The organism is Streptomyces formicae (genome assembly GCF_002556545.1).
In the GTDB taxonomy this organism is placed as follows: domain Bacteria; phylum Actinomycetota; class Actinomycetes; order Streptomycetales; family Streptomycetaceae; genus Streptomyces; species Streptomyces formicae_A.
In genome coordinates, this window is record NZ_CP022685.1 from 3674483 (window position 1) to 3695643 (window position 21161).

Sequence of the window (21161 nt, forward strand, 5' to 3'; positions counted from 1 at the left end):
CAAAACTACGCGGCATTGCCGCCAACCTTCACTCCGGGAGCAGAAATCACTCTGCAGATGTCGACAAATCCCCAGAGTCGGCAGAACCGTCCGGGGACCGCCGCTAGTTGTTGCCGATCTTGCCCATCCAGTCGCTGACCGTGTTGTACCAGTCCGTCAGCTGCTCCCAGTACCCCTTCGTCGTCCCGATCCAGTCCTGGAGCGGGCTGAACTCCCAGACCAGCCAGCTCGCCACGAAGAGGATGAGGATCGTGAACAGGCAGCCCTTGAGGCAGCCGAGGCCCGGGATCTTCATCGGGTTCGAGCTGCGCTGCCTCGGCTGACGCGGCTCGCGCGGGGCGGGCGGCTGGGGCGGCTGCTGCTGCGGGGGCGCCGCGTACTGCTGGGGCTGGTGCTGCGGCTGGTGCTGCTGCGGCGCGTACTGCTGCGGCGGCGGCTGACGCTGGCCGCGGGGCTGCTGCGGCGCGTACTGCTGGGGGCGCTGCTGCGGCTGCTGCTGGGGGCGGGCCACCTGGCGCTGGGGGCGGCGGCGCAGCGGGTCGTCGTTCGGGTCCAGGTGCGCCTGGTACTGGGTCTGTTCGTTGCGGTCGCGGGCCGCCCGCATCTGGTTCTGCCAGGGGTGCGGGTCGTTCGGGTCGCCGCCGGGCGCGTTCGGCGGGACCGGCGGCATGACCGCGGTCGGGTCGGCGCCGCCGCCGTTGTGCGGCAGGACCGAGGTGGGGTCGGCGTCGCCGGTGCCGCCGGTGTTCCGCATGACGCTGGTGGCCGCGTTCGGGTCGTACGAACCCGCGTTGCTCGGCAGGACCTGCGTGGGATCGGCCGCGCCCGGGGTCTCCGGGACGTGGGCCGGTGCCGGATCCGGCATGAGCAGCGCGCCCACGCCCTCGGCGGCGGCGATCTGCGCCGGGGTGGAGTGCACGCCGACGCCCTCGGCGACGGCGCGCAGGCCGCGCGCGAGGTTCTCGGCGCTGGGGCGGCGGTCCGGGTTCTTGTCCAGGCAGCGCTCGATGACCGTCCACAGCGGGTCGGGCACGGTCGAGGGGCGGCGCGGCTCGGCGCTGAGATGCTGGTGCAGGACTTCGAGCGCGGACCCGCCCGCGAACGGCGGGCGCCCGGTGACCAGCTCGTACAGCAGGATGCCCGCGCCGTAGATGTCGACGGCGCTGGTCTGCGGACGGCCCTCGGCGGACTCCGGCGCGACGTACGCGGGCGTGCCGACGAATTCGTGGGTGCGGGTCAGGCCGGGGGAATCCGCGAGGCGCGCGATGCCGAAGTCGGTGAGCATCGGGTGCATGCCGCCGTCGTCCTGCTTGAGCAGCACGTTCGCGGGCTTCAGGTCGCGGTGCACGACGCCGTCCGCGTGGCTCGCGGCGAGCGCGTCGGCGATCTGGGCGGTCAGCAGGGCCGCGGCGACCGGCGTGAACGGTCCGTTCTCGCGCAGGTAGCGGTGCAGGTCGGGGCCGTCGACCAGGTCCATGACGAGGGCGAGCAGATCGCCCTCGACGACCAGGTCACGGGTTCTGACGATGTTCTCGTGCGTCAGCCTGAGCAGGACGGACCGCTCCCTGAGGAAGCGCATCACGACGTCCGCGTCGTTGGCGAGCTCCTCCTTGAGAACCTTGATCGCGACGGTCTCGCCGGGCTGGCCGGGAACGGCCGCCTCGGCGCCCGCGGTCTCCCGCTGGCGGGCTCGCCAGACGGTGCCCGTGGCGCCGCGCCCGAGCGGCTCCTCGAGCAGGTACTTGCTGCCTACCGGCCGCACGTCATGCGCTCCCTGCTGGTTCCTGGTGGTCTGTGGCGCTCCGGCCCTCGGCCGAAGATGTTCCGACCCACTCTAGTGCCGCAGAACGGGGCACCGGCGGCTCGGATTCCGCCCGCCCTTCCACTTGCGGCATCCCTCCGGATTCCTCCGGATCGCTGTCCGCAGGAAAGACGCTCAGCCGTGGCCATTGGTTGCCGAGTGGTCCCGAATTGCCCTTCCCGCAAGAGCGCGAGCGGATATCCACAACGGTCCAAGCAGGAACTTTTCCGAGCAGAGGCGACCAATCAAGATCACTTACGGGTGGCCGCCGGGCGTGTTGTCAGTGGCAGGTGCGAGGATGCCTCCAGTACTGGCCGACGTGTCCGTGCGCGGTGGGGGGAATCACAGCGCGAGTCCCCATGCCGCGCCCAGCGCAGAAGGGACCGCTGACGGCGATGCAGATCCGGCTGACCGTCCTCGGGCCGCGCAGCGGCCAGACCGAGCCGCAAGGCCGCCCAGCAGCGGCGGGCGGCCCGCACGGCGCCTGTGACGTGCTGGTCACCGCGCCCGCGGGGACCGCTCTCGCGGCGGTGGCATCGGGCCTCGCCACGGCCGTCGCGGGCACCGACGCCCCCCTGGTGCTCTACGCGGACGCGGAGCGTCTGGACGCCCAGCGCTGCACGATCGGCGAGCCCCCGCTGACCGACGGAGCGGTGCTCTCGCTCGGCGCCCCCGCCGAGCCGGGGCCCGAACCGGCCGGTGCGGCCGCCCAGTTGCACGTGGTCGCGGGCCCCGACGCGGGCGGCGTCCATCTGCTGCACGGCGGCCAGATCCGCGTCGGCCGCTCGGCGGATGCCGACGTCCCGCTGGACGACCCGGACGTCTCCCGGCTGCACTGCGCGGTCACGCTCGCCGACGACGGCCGCGTCACGGTCACCGACCTCGGCTCCACCAACGGCACGTCGGTGGACGGCAGGGAGGTCACGGAGCGCCCGGTCGGCCTCGCGCCGGGATCCCTGCTGCGGATCGGCGAGTCCGCGCTCCGGCTCGCGGACGGCCGCCTCGGCCTCGGCTCCGGCGCGGGCCCCGGCGGCACGCTCCCGACGGCCCCTGACGGCGAGGGGCACGTGCGCGTGCGCACCGCGGGGGCGCCCGAGCACTTCTCCCCCGACCCCGACCCCGGCCCCGCCCCCGACGCGGCACCGGGGACGGCGACGCCCCGCGCCCCCGAGGGCGCCACCCACCACGCGTACGGCACGGCGGGCTGGGGCGCGGCGGGCGAGACGGTCCGGGACGGGGCGTACGGCGGCGGCACACCGGGGCCGTACGGCATCCAAGGGGTGTACGGAACACGGGGCGGGACACAGGACAGGGCACAGGGCGGGACGCACGGCGGGACGCAGGACAGGTTTCAAGGGGCGCGAGGGGAACAAGGCGCGGCAGGGGCGCAAGGGGGCCGAGAGGTCCACGACGCGTACGGCGCCCCCGCGGCCCACGGCAACCCCACGGGACCCACCGCACCGGTCGTGCCGCAGCAGGGCACCGCGCCCGAGGCCGAGCGCACCAGCCGTACCGGGACCCCCGCGCGCGGGACGACCGTGCCGCGAGGGCTGCGCAAGCGCGGCGGCCTCTCCGCCTGGGCCCGGCGGCTGACCGGCGGCCGGGAGAGCGGCCAGGAAGCCGACGTCTACGAGGAGTACGCACCGGAGGACGACGCCTTCGCGCCGCCCGCTCCCACCCCCGAAGAGCTCGCCGTGGCCGCCGCCGCGCGCACCCCCGAGTCCTGGCCCGATCCCGCCGCCCTGCTGCTCACGGCGCTCGGCCCGGGCCCCCGCCTCTGGGAGCGCGGGCCCGGCCACCCCGAGGCCCTCGCGGTCCGGCTCGGCACGGTCGACCGGGCCGCGCCCACCGACGACGGCGCGGGCGGCCTGCTGCCCGCCGTGCCCGTCACGGTCGGCCTGCGGGAGGCGGGCGCGCTCGGCCTCGCCGGGCCCCGTGCGCGCCTCACAGGGCTGGCCAGGGCCGTCGTCGCGCAGCTCGCCGCGCTGCACTCCCCCGACTCCCTGGAGATCGTGCTGATCAGCACGGACCGCGCGCGTCCCACTCCGGAGCGCGTCGCCGAGTGGGCCTGGCTCGGCTGGCTCCCCCATCTGCGGCCCACCCACGGCCAGGACTGCAGGCTCCTGCTCGCCTACGACCGCGACCAGGCGGCGGCCCGCACCGGCGAGCTGCTGCGGCGGCTCGACGACCGCATCGCCGACCAGCGCGCCGGTGCCGACACCGGCGCACCGGGGCCCTACACCGTGGTCGTCGTCGACGGCGACCCCGGTTCGGCCGGGCTGCGCGAGGCCACCGTCCGGCTCGCCGGGGACGGCGCGCGGGCCGGGATCCACGTGGTGTGCCTCGCAGAGACCGTGGCCGCGTCCCCCGCGTCGCCGGTCGCCGACACCTACGAAGCGGCCTGCTCGGTGTCGCCCGCCTTCCGCGCGTGCGGCGCCGTCGCGCTGCTCAGCGGTGACGTGGCGACCGCGCTGCGGCTGATGCGGACGGCCGGTGGCCGCCCCGCGGGGCACGGCACCGTCGCCGCCGTGGACGCGGTCTCCGCGGCCTGGGCCGAGCGGTTCGCGCGGGCGCTCGCCCCGCTGCGGACGGACGGCGTGGCGGGCGAGGGGCACGCGCGCGTGTCCGCGCCGCTGCCCCAAGCCGCCAGGCTGCTCGACGAGTTGGGGCTCGCCAGGGCCACCCCCGCCTCGCTGATGGCGCGGTGGGCCGCGGCGGCCGACGATCCCGACGCGCTCGGCGGACGCGCCCTCGCGGTGCTCGGCGCGGGGCCGCGCGGGCCCGTCGTGGCCGATCTCGTCGCCGAAGGACCGCATCTGCTCGCCGAGGGCCCCGGGGGCAGCGGGCGTACCGAACTGCTGCGGTCCGTCGCCGCGTCGCTGGCCGCCGCCGAGCGGCCCGACCGCCTCGGCATCGTCCTGGTCGACGGGCGGGACAGCACGGGGAGCGGGGCCGAGCGGCGGACCACGGGGCTCGGTGTCTGTACGGACCTGCCGCACGTCACCACCCACCTCGTCGCCAACGACCCCGTGCGGATGCGGGAGTTCGCGCAGTCCCTCGCCGCCGAGCTCAAGCGGCGGGCCGAGCTGCTCGGCAGGCTCGGGTTCGCCGAGTGGCACACGCAGCGGGAGGTGTCGGGGCGGATGGTCGCGCAGCGCTCGCAGCCGTCCGGCGCGACGTCCGGAGCCGGTGCGGGTGCGAGCGCGGGTGCCGGTTCCCTCGGGTCCTCCGGGGCTTCCGGCGCGGTGCACGTGCCCGCGCAGCTGTCCGACGGCGACCTCGATGCCCCGCCCAGTTCCACGCTGCGGCTGCGCCCGGCGGCGGCGCGCGCCCGGGTGGACCCCGGGCCGCCGCTGCCCCGGCTCGTGGTGCTCGTCGACGACTTCGACGCGCTGCTCTCGCCCGCGCTCGGCTCGCCGGGGCGGCCCGCCGCCGGATCCGTCGTCCGCGCCCTCGAAGCGGTCGCGCGGGACGGGGAGCGGCTCGGGGTGCATCTCGTGGTGGCCACGGGGCGCAGCGAGCGGATGCCGGAGACCGAGCTGGGGCGGCGGGCGTCGCTCCGCGTGGTCCTCGACGCGGTGGCACCGGGCCCCGAGGAGCCCGCGCCCGGACGGGGTGAGCTGCGCTCGCCCGACGGGCGGGGTACGGCCTTCCAGGCGGGCCGGGTGACCGGGCGGATTCCCCGTACGTCGACGCTGCGGCCCACGGTCGTTCCGCTGGAGTGGGACCGGATGGGGGATCCGCCCGCGCGGCGGCCCGTCCGGGAGCTGGGGAACGGGCCGACGGATCTGGCGTTGCTCGCCAGCGCGTTGGAGCGGGCTGCGCGGTCCGTTTCGGCGGAACAGGTGCCGTCCCTTCTCTAGAGGTGCTCTGTACGTTTCCGGTGCAGAATGCCGCCTTTTCGGTACTCCGCACCGAGGGTTGTGCCCACCCGTTCCGCCGTGCGGAACGCCTGCCCACAACGGGCGCGCGGCACAGGTGTGCACAAGCGTGATCAAATCGGGGTTCGCAACAGGGGCAACCCGCCCATCACCTCTCATGACGTCACGTCACAACGCCATCACGATCGCCGAGTTGACAGCGCGGGCCATCTTGCCGCCCCTCCCCGCGCGGGCGTAGACCAGACCGCACGGGACTCGCCAGGAAGAGAACGGGGCAGTGATGCGCAGCACTCTTCGTACACGTAGGGCATCGCACCACAGGCGTACCACCGCCAGGATCGCCGCGGCAGTCGTCGCGGGAGCGCTCACGCTCACCGTCACCGCGTGCGGCGGCGACGACAACAAGGACGACGACGGGGGCAAGGGCGGGGACAAGAACACCGGAAGCTCGCTCCAACTGCCCAAGCTGGACGGGGAGAACGTCTCCGTGGCCGCCGTGTGGGGCGGCGCGGAGCGCAAGGTCTTCCTGAAGGTGCTCGACGAATTCGAGAAGCGGACGGGCGCCAGCGTCTCCTTCGTGCCCGCGCAGGACCCCATCATCAGCTTCCTGGAGTCGAAGGTCGCCGGCGGGCAGCCGCCGGACGTCGCGATGCTGCCGCAGGTCGGCGCCATCGACCAGGCCGTGGCGAACAAGTGGGCCAAGCCGGTCGGCCCCGCGGCGCAGAAGCAGCTCGACAAGAACTACGCCAAGGGCTGGCAGCGGCTCGGGGCCGTCGACGGCAAGCAGTACGGCGTGTACTTCAAGGCCGCCAACAAGTCCCTCGTCTGGTACAACACGAAGGTCTTCGAGAACGCGGGCGTCAAGGCGCCCAAGACCTGGGACGAGTTCCTGAAGACCGCGCAGACCGTCTACGACTCCGGAGTACCGCCGGTATCGGTGGCGGGCGCCGACGCGTGGACGCTCACCGACTGGTTCGAGAACATCTACCTCTCGCAGGCGGGCCCGGAGAAGTACGACCAGCTCGCCCAGCACAAGATCAAGTGGACGGACCCGTCCGTGAAGGACGCGCTGACCACGCTGGCCGAACTCTTCGGCAAGAAGGGCTTCGTGGCGGGCGGCGCGAAGAGCGCGCTCCAGACGGAGTTCCCCGCCTCCGTGAAGCAGACGTTCACCGGCGGCGACCAGCCCAAGGCGGGCATGGTCTTCGAGGGCGACATGGTCTCGCTCGCCATCTCGGAGACCAAGGCCGAGGTGGGCACGGACGCCAAGGTGTTCCCCTTCCCCGCGGTCGGTGACGCCTCCCCCGCCGTGGTCGGCGGTGACGCGGCCGTCGCGCTGAAGGACTCCAAGGGCGCGCAGGCGCTGCTGACCTTCCTCGCCTCGCCGGACGCCGCGAAGATCTGGGCCCAGGCGGGCGGCTTCATCTCGCCCAACAAGAGCCTGGCCATGTCGGCGTACCCGAACGACGTGCAGCGGGGCATCGCCAAGAACCTGATCGCGGCCGGTGACGACATCCGGTTCGACATGTCCGACCAGGCCCCGCAGTCCTTCGGCGGCACGCCGGGCAAGGGCGAGTGGAAGGCGCTCCAGGACTTCCTGTCGAACCCGAAGGACGTCGCGGGCACGCAGAAGGTCCTGGAGACAGCCGCGGCCAAGGCCTACAAGGACTGACGCGGTGGCATCCGCCGATGCCGGGGGCGTGCCGACGACGGCGCCCCCGGCCCCGACCCCGCGCAGGAGCGTGACCGGTACCCGCAAGGCCGTGGCGGTGCTCTTCCTGCTGCCCGCCCTCGTGCTGCTGGGCGCGCTCGTCCTGTACCCCATCGGGTACTCGTTCTTCCGCAGCTTCCTCGACGACTCGGGCGACTTCACCGCGTTCGACAACTACAAGACGCTGTTCACCGACGACAGCATCCGGACCGCCATCAAGAACAACGCGATCTGGGTGGTCGTGGCGCCCACCCTGGCCACCATCCTGGGTCTGATCTTCGCGGTCCTGACCGAACGGGTGCGCTGGGGAACGGCGTTCAAGCTCGTCATCTTCATGCCGATGGCGATCTCGATGCTGGCCGCGGGCATCATCTTCCGGCTCGTGTACGAGTCGGACCCCGACCGGGGCGTCGCCAACGCCGTCGCGGTGAGCGTGCACGACACGTTCAGCCAGTCGTCGGCCTTCCCGCAGGCACATCCGAGCATGAACTCGCCGCTGAAGGCGGCGGGCGGCGGCGCGTTCATCACCAAGGAGCCGGTGCGGGCGGGTACGCCCGTGGTGCTTCCGCTGACCGGTGTCGCGCCCGGCCAGTTGCCGGACGACGCGAAAGCGGCGAAGGCCGCGAAGGCCGAGCCAGGGCAGGTGACCGGCACGGCCTGGCAGGACTTCACGCGCGGCAAGGGCAGGGGCAAGCCCAACGCACCCGACGCCAGTGAGTTCGGGTACGCGGGCATCACGATCGAGGCCGTCAAGGGCGGCAAGGTGGTGGCGTCCACCAAGGCGTCGGCGGACGGCACCTTCGCGCTGCCGAAGGCGGCCGACGGGGCCCAACTGCGCTATCCGGCATCGAACTTCCGCGAGGCGTACAACGGCATCGAGTGGCTGGGCCCGACCCTGATCACGCCCTCGATCATCGGTTCCTACCTGTGGATGTGGGCCGGTTTCGCGATGGTCCTCATCGCGGCGGGCCTGGCGAGCGTGCCGCGTGAACTCCTGGAGGCGGCGCGGGTGGACGGTGCCAACGAATGGCAGGTGTTCCGCCGCATCACCGTGCCGCTGCTCGCCCCGGTGCTCGCGGTGGTCCTGGTGACGCTCATGATCAACGTACTGAAGATCTTCGACCTGGTCTTCGTGATCCCGCCGGGCTCGTCCAAGGACGAGGCGAACGTGCTCGCCGTCCAGCTGTACAACTCGGCGTTCCTCGACAAGGACCTGGGGGTGGCGAGCGCCATCGCGATGCTGCTCTTCCTCCTGGTCATCCCGGTGATGCTGTTCAACATCCGGCGCATGAGGCGGGAGGCGAGGCGATGACCGCCCAGACCGACGTGGTCAAGGCCGAACGGTCCGTCGGCGGACGGATCGCCGAGATCCTGAGCGGCACCGCGCTGCGCGTCTTCCTCGTCCTGGTGGGCCTGTTCTGGCTGGTGCCGACGATCGGCCTGCTGCTCGGCTCGTTCCGCACCCCGGCGGACATGAGCGAGAGCGGCTGGTGGAAGGTGTTCAGCACGCCGTCGCAGATGACGCTGGACAACTACACCAACCTCCTCAAGGACGAGACGATCACCGACTCGATCCTGTCCAGCGTGATGATCACCGTGCCCGCGACGCTGCTCGTCGTGATCATCGGCTCGCTGGCCGGATACGCCTTCGCCTGGATGGACTTCCCCGGGCGCGACTGGTGGTTCCTCGGGGTCGTCAGCCTGCTCGTGGTCCCGGTGCAGGTGGCGCTGGTGCCGATCGCCGACCTCTTCGGCAAGATCGGCATCTTCGAGTCCACGATCGGCGTGATCACCTTCCACGTGGCGTTCGGTCTGCCGTTCGCGATCTTCCTCCTGCGGAACTTCTTCGCGGAGATCCCGCGCGAACTCCTGGAGGCGGCGCGGCTCGACGGCGCCGGTGAACTGCGCCTGTTCCTGCGCGTCGTGATGCCGCTGGGGGCGCCCGCGATCGCCTCGCTCGGCATCTTCCAGTTCCTCTGGGTCTGGAACGACATGCTGATCGCGCTGATCTTCGCCGACTCCAAGAACCCGCCGATCACCGTCGCTCTCCAGCAGCAGGTGCGGTTCTTCGGCGACAACGTGCAGATCCTCGCGCCCGGCGCCTTCATCTCGATGGTGATCCCGCTGGCCGTGTTCTTCGCCTTCCAGCGGCAGTTCGTGTCCGGCGTGATGGCGGGCGCGGTCAAGTAACGGGCACCGCGGCGACGCACGGAGACGGCCTTTAACCGGGCCGTCTCCTCGCGTCCATCCCCCGTATGCCACATCCGGCGTAACCGACCCGCCCCTTCGGGCGTTCGGGGCTGTATGCCCGCGCCGACCCATGGATGTGCCTTGCCCCGGTTCAGTGTCATCGTCCCCGTGTACAAGGTGCAGGCGTATCTGCACGAGTGCCTGGAGTCCGTGCTGGCACAGTCCTTCACGGATCTGGAGCTGATCGCGGTCGACGACTGCTCGCCGGACGCGAGCGGGGCGCTCATCGACGAGTTCGCGGCCCTGGACCCCCGGGTGAAGGCCGTGCACCTCAAGGAGAACGTCGGCCTCGGCATGGCCCGCAACGCGGGCATGGAGCGGGCCACCGGCGAGTACCTGATCTTCCTGGACAGCGACGACACCCTCACCCCCGGCGCCCTGCACGCGATCTCCGACCGCCTCAAGCAGACCGACGAGCCGGACGTCCTCGTCTACGACTACGCGCGCACGTACTGGTCGGGCGAGGCCGTGCGCAACCAGTTCGCCGGGCAGCTCCACGAGGAGGGCCAGGCGCCCTTCCGACTCGCCGACCGGCCGGGCCTGTTGAAGGTCCTGATGGTCGCCTGGAACAAGGCGCACCGCCGCGATTTCATCGAGCGCGAGGGCTTCACCTTCCCCACCGGGTACTACGAGGACACGCCCTGGACGTACCCGATCCTGATGGCGGCGGGCTCGCTCGCCACCCTGGACCGGGTCTGCGTGCACTACCGGCAGCGGCGCCAGGGCAACATCCTGGGCACCACGAGCCGCAAGCACTTCGACATCTTCGACCAGTACGACCGGGTCTTCGCCTTCCTCGACCAGCACCCCGACCTCTCCGCGGCCTGGCGGGCCGTGCTGTTCCGGCGGATGGTGGACCACCTCTCGACGATCTTCACCAAGCGGGACAGGCTGCCGCGCGGCAGCCGCGCCGAGTTCCTGCGCAAGGCCCGCGCCCACTACCGCCGTTACCGCGTCCCCGGCGCCCCGGTCCGCGTCCGCACCCGGGTCAGGCACGGTCTGGTGCGGCTCGGCTCGCACCGGACGTACCGCGGTCTGTGGACGGCTCTGCGGGTGCGCTCGCGCGCCAAGCGGTACGCGGCGGCCACCCGGCGCCGCCTCCGGGGCGCGCGGCTCCAGCTGCACTACCGCGTCCAGCTGCGCCTCCCGGTCCGCGCCGACCACGCCGTCTTCTCCTCGTACTGGGGGCGCGGCTACGGCTGCAACCCCGGCGCCCTCGAAGCCGCGATGCGCGAGCTCGTCCCCGGCATGCGGACGGCGTGGATCGCCGCGCCCGAGCACCACCACACGATCCCGACGGGCACCCGCAGGCTGCGCCCGGGCACCGCCGCGTACTGGACGGCGCTCGCCCGCTCCAAGTACCTGGTGAACAACGTCAACTTCGACCGCAGGCTGGTCAAGCGCCCGGGGCAGGTCCTCGTCCAGACCCAGCACGGCACCCCGCTCAAGCGGATGGGGCTCGACCTCCAGGACCGGCCCGCAGCGGCGCGCGGCACGGACTTCGCCGCGCTCCTGCGCAACGCCGACAAGTGGGACTACGTCCTGTCGGCCAACCGCCACTCCACGCTGGTGTGGGAGCGCGTCTACCCCTCGGGGTACGCGACCCTGGAGTACGGCTATCCGCGCAACGACCGCTTCCAGCAGGCGACGTCGGCGGAGGTGGCCCGGCTGCGCGAGGGGCTCGGCATCCCGCACGGCGCCATCGCCGTCCTGTACGCGCCGACCCACCGCGACTACCGGCGCACCCAGCGCCTGACCCTGGACCTGGAGCGGATGCTGCACGCGCTCGGGCCCGGCTTCGTCGTCCTGACCCGCGCCCACCACACCTACGACGCGCCGCTCACCGGGTCGTCGGGACGGATCATCGACGTGTCGGCGCACCCGAGCGTCGAATCGCTCTGCCTCGCCTCGGACGCGCTGGTCACGGACTACTCGTCGCTGATGTTCGACTACGCCAACCTCGACCGGCCCATCGTCCTGTACGCGGACGACTGGGACGCCTACGAGGCGGCCCGCGGCACCTACTTCGACGTGCGCGACTTCCCGCCGGGCGCGGTCGCGCGCAGCGAGGACGAGCTCACCGACATCCTCGCCACCGGGCACTGGGCGGGCTCGCGCTCGGCGCAGCTGCGGCGGGCGTTCCGCGAGCGGTTCTGCGCGTACGACGACGGGCGGGCCGCGGAGCGCGTCGTACGCCACGTGGTGCTCGGCGAGCGGAGCGGGCTGCCGTCCGTGGTGCCCCTCGACGAGCGGCACCCCGCGCCGTCGGCCGCCGCGCCGCAGGACCGGGTGGCCGTCACCGGACTGCGGTCCGGCACCCGTACGTGATCCCCTCCGTGCCCCCCGTGCCGGGCGACCCCGTGTGAACCACCATCGAGAGAGGCTGTCTTGTCGCGCTTCAGCATCATCGTCCCCACCCACGGCGTACCGGGGCGACTCGCCGACTGCCTCGCCTCGGTGCTCGGGCAGTCCTTCACCGACTTCGAGCTGATCGCCGTGGTCGACGACGCGGGCGGCCCGGCCGACGGCGAGGGTCTGTGCGCCGCGATCGTGGCCGAGCACGCGGAGGGCGACCACCGGGTGCGGCGCACCGAATCCCCCTCGGACGAGGGGCTCGCCGGGGCCAGGGACGCGGGGACGAGAGCGGCGGGCGGCGACTACCTGCTGTACCTCGACGGCGACGACACCCTCACGCCCGGCTCCCTCGAAGCGCTCGACGCGCGCCTCGCCGAGACCGGCGACCCCGATCTGCTGCTCTTCGACCACGAGCGCGTGCACTGGTTCGACGGCGGCCAGGGCCCGGCCCTCCAGCGGCTGTGGGAGGGCGCCCCCCGGGGGACCTTCGGCGTGGCCGACCACCCGGCGCTGCCCGATCCGCTGGTGCCCGCCTTCTCCGCCGCCCACCGCCGCGCCTTCGTCACCCGGCACCGGCTCTGCTTCGCGCCCGGCATGTTCACGGACCTGGTGTGGAGCGTGAGCACCGCGCTGCGGGCCGAGCGGATCGCCGTCCTCGACCGGGTGTGCGTGCGCCATCTGCTGCGCCGCCAAGGTGCCCGCAACCGCCGCCCCGGCGTCCACCACCTGGACCTGCTCGGCCAGTTCGACCTGGCGATGACGGACGCCGAGAGCCTGGACGTGCCCGCGCCGGTGCTCGACCGGGTCTTCCGCAGGCTCACGCACGAGCTGCTCAAGACGGCGTCGACGCCCTCACGGCTGCCCTCCGCGCGGCTGCGCAGGCGCTTCTTCCGCGGGGCCACCAAGGCGTACCGGCTGCACAGGCCCGCCGGGTTCAGGGCGCCTGGCGGCAGCATCGGCGTGCAGCACCGGCTGCTCGCGGCGGGTGCCTACGCGGGCTTCTGCGCGCTGCGCGGCGCGAAGAACCGGCTGCCCGCGCTCATCGGTCCCACCCTGCGGCGCGTGGTGCGCCGGATCCAGCGCCACCGCCACCCCTACAAGACCTTCCTCAAGCGGCCCGTCGACGCCGATCTCGCCGTCTTCTCGGCCTATTGGGGGCGCGGCTACGCCTGCAACCCGGCCGCGATCCACGCCGCGACCCGCCGTCTCGCCCCGCACGTCAAGACGGTCTTCCTCGTCTCCGACGCCGCGTCCGCCGCGCTGCCCGACGGCGTGGAGGGCGTGGAGATCGGCAGCACGCGCTACTGGGAGGTGATGGCCACCGCCAAGTACACGTTCAACAACGTCAACTTCGAGATGGCCGTCAAGAAGCGCCCCGGCACGGTCCACGTGCAGACCCAGCACGGCACGCCGCTCAAGCGGATGGGCGTGGACCAGGTCGACTTCCCGGCCGCCGCCGCTGCCGCCGGGCCGCTCGGCAAACTCCTGCAGCGCGTGGACCGCTGGGACGTCAACATCTCCTCCAACCACCACTCGACCGAGGTGTGGGAGCGCGCGTACCCGGGGGCGTACGAGAGCCTCGCCGTGGGATATCCGCGCAACGACGCCTTCTACAGCGCGAGCGCCGACGACGTGAGCGCGATCCGCAAGCGGCTCGGAGTGCCCGACGGCAAGATCGCGCTGCTCTACGCGCCCACCCACCGCGACTACCGCACGGACTTCGCCACCCAGCTCGATCTGCCCGCGTTCTGCGACGCGCTCGGCGAGGAGTTCGTGGTGCTGCTTCGCGCCCACCACTTCTACGAGGGCTCCGCGGGGCTCGAAGGGATCGTGCGCTCCGGCAAGTTGATCGACGTGACCGAGCACCGTTCGCCCGAGGAGGTGTGCCTCGCGTCGGACGCGCTGATCACGGACTACTCGTCGATCATGTTCGACTACGCCAACCTCGACCGGCCCATCGTCGTGTACGCCGACGACTGGGACGTCTACCGCGAGACCCGAGGCGTCTACTTCGACCTCCTCGCCGAGCCGCCGGGCGCGGTGGCCCGCACCCAGGACGAGCTGACGGCGGTGTTCCGCAGCGGGGCCTGGGAGGGCGCGTCGGCCGGGCGGCTGCGGGCCGCGTTCCGCGCGCGGTTCTGCGATCTGGACGACGGTCTCGCGGCGGAGCGGGTGGTGCGCAGGGTGCTGCTCGGCGAGGCCGTGGCCGACCTGCCGCCGGTCGTTCCGCTGAGCGAGCGCGTTCCGGCGCCCGCCGCGCCCCGCGTCCCCCAGCACTGACCACCGGCCCCTACCGAGGACGTCCGCCATGTCCCACCCGCGCGTTCGGCATCCGGCGCCCGGCGCACCGCCCGCCGCGCCGCGCGTCGTCGCCCAGCGCACCGCGGGCACGGGCGGGGCGGTGCGAGCCGTGGCGGGGACCTGGCGGTGGTGGAACGCGCTGGTCGTGACGGTCCCGGCGGCGGCCGTCCTGGTCCTCGGGTACCGGCACCGGTGGGTGGGCGACGACGCGCTCATCTACACCCGGGCCGTGCGGCAGATCCTGGCCGGGAACGGACCCGTGTTCAACGTCGGCGAACGGGCCGAGGCGTCCACCGGCACCCTGTGGCAGTGGCTGCTCGCCCTCGGCGGCCTGGTCACCGGCGCCGACCCCGCGGTGCTCGCGGTCGCGCTCGGGCTCCTGGCCACCGTGGCGGGCTGGCTCCTCGCGGGGGACGCGGCGCGGCGGCTGCACGGGCGCAAGGCGCCGCTGGTGCCCGGGGGCGTGCTCGTGCTGCTGCCGGTCTGCGCCGTCTGGGACTACGCCACCTCGGGCCTGGAGACCGGGCTCGTCACCTGCTGGCTCGCGGGCTGCTGGTGGCTCCTGGTCCGTGACGCGCGCGGCCAACGGGTGCTCACCGCCGTCGTGTTGGGGCTCGGTCCGCTGGTCAGGCCGGACCTGGGCCTGGTCAGCGTGGTCTTCGTCGGCGCCTGGTGCGTGCTGCTGCGGGCCCGGTGGCGTACGGCGGCGGGGCTCGCGGCGGCCGCGTGCGCGCTGCCCGGCGGCTACGAGGTCTTCCGCGCCGGGTACTACGGCGTGCTCGTGCCGCTGCCGGGACTCGCCAAGGAGGCGTCGGGCGCCAACTGGGGGCGCGGCGCGCTGTACGCCGAGAACTTCGTGCTGCCGTACCGCCTGTGGTTCCCGCTGCTCGTGCTCGCCGCGCTCGGGGCCGTCCTGGTGGTGCGCCGCACCATGCGGGGGACCGCGGGCGCGGTGCGCGGCACCGGACGTCCGCCCAGCCGCCCGCTGCTCGTCCTGGCGGCGGCACCGGTGCTCTCCGGGCTGCTCTCGCTGCTCTACGTGGTGCGCGTGGGCGGGGACTTCATGCACGGGCGGATGCTGCTGCCGGGGCTCTTCCTGCTCCTGCTGCCGGTGTGGGCGCTGCCCCGGGGCCGTGCCGTGGTCGCGGCGGGCGTCGCGCTCGCCGTCTGGGCGGGGTGCTGTCTGCTGCTGTGGCGGCCGCCAGTCGTCTCGGCGTCGGGCGAGGTCTGGGACACCCACGTCGGCTACCAGCGGGCCACCCGCGACCCGTTCCCTGTCGGCCAGCGCGTGCACGGCGACCGCCCCACCCGCTACCGCGCCGAGATCGCCCGCGCCCTGCGCGCGGACCGGCCCCTGCTGGTCGTCGAGACCTCCTACAACCGGCCCGCGCTCGCGCTCCCGCTGGCCCGCGACCGCCGCGTGCCCGTCGCGGGGGCCATGGGGTTCCTCGGCCACAACGGCATCGTCGTGCCGCTGCGGGGCCTGGCCGTCGATCCGCTGAGCCTCGCCCATCCGCTCGGCGCCCACATGGAACGCTCGGCGACCGCCCGCGCGGGACACGAGAAGCCGGTGGCGCCCGCCTGGCTCGTCGCCGACCTCACCGACCCCGGCGTACCCCTGCCGCGCGGTGTCGACCCGCGCGCGGTCGCCGCCGCGCGCCACGCGCTGACCTGCGGTCCGCTGCCCGAACTCCGGGACTCGGTGCGGGCGCCCATGAGCCCGGGGCGCTTCTGGCGGAACCTCGCGGGCTCCTGGCAGCGCACGGCCTTCCGCTTCCCCGCCGACCCGCGTGCCGCGGAGCGCGCCCTGTGTCCCAGACCCTGAGCCGACCCCGGCCGCCGTCCCATCCGTCCCGACCCGTGGAAGAGCCCGTGCCCCGTTTCAGCATCATCGTCCCCGTCTACAAGGTGCAGGGCTTCCTGCGGGAGTGCCTCGACTCGGTCCTGACGCAGTCGTTCACCGACATCGAGGTCATCGCGGTCGACGACTGCTCCCCCGACCACTGCGGCGCCATCATCGACGAGTACGCCGCGGCCGACTCCCGGGTCCGCGCCGTCCACCTGCCGCAGAACGCCGGGCTCGGCGGGGCCCGCAACGCGGGCGTCACCCACGCCACCGGCGACTACCTCCTCTTCCTCGACAGCGACGACAGCTACACGCCCGGCGCGCTCGCGGCGATCGACGAGCGGCTCGGCCAGACCGCCGATCCCGACGTGCTGGTCTTCGACCACGTGCGCACGCACTGGTGGGGGCGGGGCGGCCGGAGCATGACGGCCGACCTGCTGGCCTCCGCGGGCACCGACACCTTCGACGTCCTCTCCAGCCCGCACTACCTCCACCTGTTCCTCGTCGCCTGGAACAAGGCCTACCGCCGCGACTTCTTCACCGCGCACGGCTTCACGTACAAGAAGGGCCTGTACGAGGACGCCCCGATCACCTACGAGGCGCTGGTCTCCGCCCGGCGCGTCGGCTGTCTGGACCGGGTGTGCGTCGAGTACCGCCAGCGCAGGCAGGGCGCCATCACCCGCACCCCCGGCCGCAAGCACTTCGACATCTTCGACCAGTACGCGGGGCTCTTCGCCTTCCTCGACGAGCACCCCGAACTCGACGCGGCGCGGCCGCTGCTCTTCGAGCGGATGATCAACCACTTCCTCGCGACGCTGCCGCTCACCGAGCGCGTCCTGCCCGAGGACCGCGCCGACTTCTACCGCACGATCGTGGCGTTCCACCGCCGCTACAAACCGGCCGGGTTCTCCCCGCCCGACGACCGCTACCGCCTCCAGTGGCGGCTCGCCGCGGGCAGTCCCTACGCGGTGTTCCGCACCGTCGCCGCCGCCCACTCGCTGCGCGCCGCCGCGCTGCGCAAGAAGGACAAGCTGCGCAAGCAGGCCGCCAGGAAGGCCAAGCGGACCCTGACCCGCGTCCAGCGCACCCGACCGCTCGACCCGCACCTCGCGGTGTACTCGGCCTTCGCGCACCGCGGGCTGCTCGGCGACCCGGCCGCCGTGCACCAGGCGGCGGGCGTACTCGCCCCGCACATCAGGTCGGTGTGGGTACTGCGGCCCGACGCCGTGGCGCAGGCCCCCGAGGGCGTCGACGTGGTCATGCCCGACACCCCGGCCTACCACCGGGCGATGAGCCGGGCGACGTACTTCTTCAACAACGTCAACTGGGCGCCGGGTCTGGTCAAACGCGAGGGACAGATCCACGTGCAGACCCACCGGGGGACGCCGCTCAAGCACATGGGCGCCGATCTGATCGGCCGTCCCGCCGCGACGTACCACCTCAACGTCCGCGCGCAGCTGTGGCGTTCGGACCGCTGGGACTACAGCCTGGTGTCCGGACGGCACGCGGAGCTCGCCTGGGACAGGGCCTTCCCCTGCCGCTTCACCTCGCTGCCCACCGGAGCGCCCCGCAACGACGTCCTGGTCAAGGGCGATCCGCTGCGCGGCATCGCGGTGCGGCGGCGGCTCGGGGTGCCCCAGGGCAACACCGTGATCCTGTACGCGCCGACGCCTCGCGACCACCGCAAGTGGTACGAGCCACGGGTGGACTTCGAGCGGCTCACGCGCGAAGCGGGGCTCGGCGTGACGCTGCTCGTGCGGCTCCACCCGCAGTACGCGAACGCCGCCGTGCGGGGGCTGCAACTGCGCGACCTGGAGCGGCGCGGGCTGCTCGTCGACGTCACCGACGAGCCGTCCGTCGAGGACCTGATGCTCGCGTCGGACGCGCTGGTCACGGACTACTCGTCGCTGATGTTCGACTACGCGTGCCTGGACCGCCCGATCGTCGTGCACGCGGACGACTGGGAGGTCTACCAGGTCACCCGCGGCACCTACATCGATCTGCTCGCGACGCCGCCCGGCCACGTCACCACCAGCACCGCCCAGTTGGCGGACCTGTTCGCCTCCGGCACCTGGCGGGACGCGCGCTCGGACGCGCTGCGCGCCGACTTCCGCGCGCGGTTCTGCGAGTACGAGGACGGGCACGCGGCCGCGCGGGTGGTCTCCCGCGTCATGCTGGGCCAGGAGTACCCGCTGACGCCCATCCCCCAGCAGCACGCGGGCCGCCGCGGCCCGGCCCCGCTCTTCGCCGTCCCCCACGGCACCCGATGAGCGGCGCGACGACCTCGGCCCCCGAGATCCCGGGGCAGTCGACGCCCCAGCCGGCCGACGTCACCTCCGACACCTCGAACTCGCACACCCCCAAGCGGAGTTGGTGGGCCGACGGAGCGGCCGTCGCGGCGGGCGGCGCCCTGATCGCGCTGCACGGCTCGCTGCTCGGCCGCTGGGTGGTCGACGACGCGGCCATCACCTTCGCGTACGCGCGCAGCATCGACGAGGGCCTCGGTCCGGTCCAGCAGGCGGGCGCCGCGCCCGTCGAGGGGTACTCCAACCCCGCCTGGCTCGGCCTCCTCGTCGTCGGCAGGCGGCTCGGCCTCTTCGACCACCGGGCCGTGCTCGGGGTGCCCGACCTGATCCTCTTCCCCAAGGCGCTCGGCATGCTGTGCGCGCTCGGGGTGCTGATCGCGATCGCGTGCGCGGCACGGCGTCTGGTGACCCGCTCCTGGCTGGTCACGGCCGGGGCCGGGGTGCTGCTCGGCGCCAACATCTCCTTCGTGGCCTGGATGTTCTCGGGCCTGGAGAATCCGCTGTACGCCTGTGTCGCCACCGTCCTCGCGGCGACGCTCGTCCGCGCGGTCACCACCGGCGACCTGCTCGGCAGGTGGCCCGCGGTGGCGTCCGGGCTGCTCGCGCTGGTGGCGGCGCTGACCCGACCGGACGGCGCGGTGCTCGCGGGCGTCTATCCGCTGCTGCTCCTGCTGACGCTGCGGCGCGGACAGCTGGGGCCCAGGGCGCGCGCCGCGGCCCTCGGCACCGCCGCCTTCGCCGTGCCGTACGCCCTGTTCATCGCCTGGCGCCACCTCGTCTTCGGGCGGTTCGTGCCCAACACGGCGGTGGCCAAGGCCCAGGAACTGCCGGACGCCGAGCTGTTCGGCAGGACCACCGGCGAGCTGCTCACGTTCGCGGGCTGGCCCCTCGTGCTGGTGGCCGCCGCGCTCATCGGCATCGCGCTCACCCGGCCCGGGATGCCGCGCGCGGCCCTCGGCGCCGTCGCCCTGCCGCTCGCACTGACGCTCTGCGCGTTCGGCATCCTCGAACCGGACTGGATGGGCATGTACCGGTTCGCGACTCCCGTGTGGCCGCTGGGAGTTCTGGCGCTCGGGCTCGCCGCGGTGGGCCTCGCCGAGCGCGGCGGGCCTCGGCCTCGGGCGTTCATCGCGGCCGCGCTGAGCGCGACGCTGCTCCTGTCGTGGTCGGCGCAGGGCGAGCGGGCCGCCGCGTTCCGCGCCGAGCCGACCCTTCCGATGTGCCTCGTCGTCAACCGCGACGGGGTGATGTTCAACGAGTACGCGGACCGGCTCGGCACCCGCGACGCGTCCGTCCTGCTGCCGAGCCTCGGCGGCACGCTGCTCACCAGCGACCTGAAGGTGTACGACCTCGCGGGCCTCACCGAGCCGACGATCGCCGACGCGCTCGCCGCGGGTGACGCGGAGCGGCTGCGGAGGTACGCCTTCCAGGAGCTGCGGCCCACGTTCGTGCACGCCGTCGGCGTCTGGGCGCGCAAGACCGGCATGACGGAACGCCGGCTGACCGCCGAGGGCTATCTGCCGCTCTACCGCACGGCCGACGGCGGCGGCGACTGGGTGCGGGCCGACGCCGTCGCCCACCCGGAGCGCCTCGGGCCGCTGCGCGCGTGGGCGGCCAGGGCCGTGCCGGACGCGTACGAGAACGGGCGCGAGCGGTGCCCGACCCACCACTGATCCGACCCACCACTGAACTGTCGTACCGACCCTGATGGAGACCACGCCATGACAACGACCAGCAGCGAAGCCACCAGCCAGGACGTCGGCGACGGTCTGCCCCGTCCCGCCTCCCTGGACGACGTGCCGGGCTGGTTCTGGCCCCTGGACCAGCGCCTGTTCGCCTGGTTCCTGGGCGCGGGCGCCGCGGAGACGCCGCCCGGGGACCTCCTGGAGATGGGCTGTTACCTCGGCAAGAGCACCATCGTCATGGGCGAGTTCCTGCGCACCGGCGAGAAGATGACCGTCTGCGACCTGTTCGGCTCGGACGACGGCTACACCAAGGAGGCCACCAGGACCTTCTACCAGAAGTCCCTGACCAGGCAGGCGTTCGAGGCCAACTACTCGGCCTTCCACGACGCCCTGCCCGAGCTGGTGGAGGGCCGCACCGACGTGCTGCCCGAGCTGATCGCCGAGGGCTCGTGCCGGTTCGTCCACATCGACGCCTCGCACATGTACGACGACGTGGCCGCCGACATCGTCACGGCGAAGAACGCGCTGCGCGAGGGCGGCGTCCTCGTCCTCGACGACTACCGCACCGAGCACACGCCGGGCGTCGCCGCCGCCACCTGGGAGGCCGTGTTCCGGCACGGCCTGAAGCCCGTGATGCTCTCCTCCAACAAGCTCTACGGCACCTGGGGCGACCCCGCGCCGCTGCGGGAGGCGCTGATGGCGGAGCTGCGCGGGGTGCCGCACTGCGCCCCCGAGATCCAGCACATCGCGGGCCTCGACGTGATCCGGGCGTCGCGGGCGAAGATCCCCGCGCCCGAGCTCGTCACGTCAAGGCACCCGGCGGCGCCGAAGCCCACCGCGGTGCCCGCGCCGCGCGCGCAGGGCCCCCGGCCGCCCGCCCGCAAGCCGTCGGCGGCCCGTCGGCTCGTCATCGACCTGCTCCCGCCCGTGGTCACGCGGGCGGTGCGGAGGGCGCGCCGCTGACCCCGTGCGGGTTGCCGACCGGGCAAAGTGGCCCAATGCACCACATTGGGTTCACGTCAGCC

General features: G+C 73.3%; 11 protein-coding genes. 10 read left to right on the top strand and 1 reads right to left on the bottom strand.

All coding sequences use genetic code 11. From position 1 onward, the window contains the following. Positions 1 to 103 precede the first annotated feature (103 nt). A complete protein-coding gene (locus KY5_RS15825) occupies positions 104 to 1762 on the bottom strand; it encodes a serine/threonine-protein kinase (protein ID WP_098242857.1) in 1659 nt (552 codons plus the stop codon). A 434-nt stretch (positions 1763 to 2196) separates the two neighbouring features. On the opposite strand from KY5_RS15825, the gene KY5_RS15830 reads away from it, so the two are divergent. The 10 genes from KY5_RS15830 (at position 2197) to KY5_RS15875 (ending at position 21099) form a co-directional block, all read left to right on the top strand. Next, positions 2197 to 5664 (top strand): FHA domain-containing protein, encoded by a 3468-nt coding sequence (locus KY5_RS15830; protein WP_098242858.1) that lies wholly within the window; start codon positions 2197 to 2199, stop codon positions 5662 to 5664. A 298-nt stretch (positions 5665 to 5962) separates the two neighbouring features. Next, positions 5963 to 7354: an ABC transporter substrate-binding protein gene (locus tag KY5_RS15835; RefSeq protein WP_098242859.1), complete on the top strand. Its 1392-nt coding sequence runs from the start codon at positions 5963 to 5965 to the stop codon at positions 7352 to 7354. Positions 7355 to 7424: 70 nt separating this feature from the next. Next, the gene (locus KY5_RS15840) at positions 7425 to 8705 is read left to right on the top strand and encodes a carbohydrate ABC transporter permease (protein ID WP_098242860.1); all 1281 of its coding nucleotides are present in this window, start codon (positions 7425 to 7427) and stop codon (positions 8703 to 8705) included. Then, positions 8702 to 9583: a carbohydrate ABC transporter permease gene (locus tag KY5_RS15845; protein WP_098242861.1), complete on the top strand. Its 882-nt coding sequence runs from the start codon at positions 8702 to 8704 to the stop codon at positions 9581 to 9583. The genes KY5_RS15840 and KY5_RS15845 overlap by 4 nt, the downstream gene beginning before the upstream one ends. Before the next feature lie 141 nt (positions 9584 to 9724). Then, complete coding sequence (locus KY5_RS15850; RefSeq protein WP_098242862.1) at positions 9725 to 11971, top strand: bifunctional glycosyltransferase/CDP-glycerol:glycerophosphate glycerophosphotransferase; 2247 nt, start codon at positions 9725 to 9727, stop codon at positions 11969 to 11971. Positions 11972 to 12031: 60 nt separating this feature from the next. Continuing rightward, a complete protein-coding gene (locus KY5_RS15855) occupies positions 12032 to 14278 on the top strand; it encodes a bifunctional glycosyltransferase/CDP-glycerol:glycerophosphate glycerophosphotransferase (RefSeq protein ID WP_098242863.1) in 2247 nt (748 codons plus the stop codon). A gap of 28 nt (positions 14279 to 14306) precedes the next feature. Next, positions 14307 to 16124 carry a hypothetical protein gene (locus tag KY5_RS41795; protein ID WP_098242864.1) on the top strand — a complete coding sequence of 606 codons (1818 nt, stop codon included), beginning with the start codon at positions 14307 to 14309 and terminating at the stop codon, positions 16122 to 16124. Positions 16125 to 16171: 47 nt separating this feature from the next. Next, on the top strand, positions 16172 to 18415 hold the full coding sequence (locus tag KY5_RS15865; RefSeq protein WP_098242865.1) for a bifunctional glycosyltransferase/CDP-glycerol:glycerophosphate glycerophosphotransferase: 2244 nt from the start codon (positions 16172 to 16174) through the stop codon (positions 18413 to 18415). Beyond that, positions 18412 to 20124, top strand: coding sequence for a hypothetical protein (locus tag KY5_RS15870; RefSeq protein ID WP_098242866.1), 1713 nt, complete (start codon positions 18412 to 18414; stop codon positions 20122 to 20124). Before KY5_RS15865 ends, KY5_RS15870 begins: the two co-directional genes overlap by 4 nt. Positions 20125 to 20172: 48 nt before the next feature. Beyond that, a complete protein-coding gene (locus KY5_RS15875) occupies positions 20173 to 21099 on the top strand; it encodes a class I SAM-dependent methyltransferase (RefSeq protein WP_098242867.1) in 927 nt (308 codons plus the stop codon). The last annotated feature ends 62 nt before the right edge of the window (positions 21100 to 21161 follow it).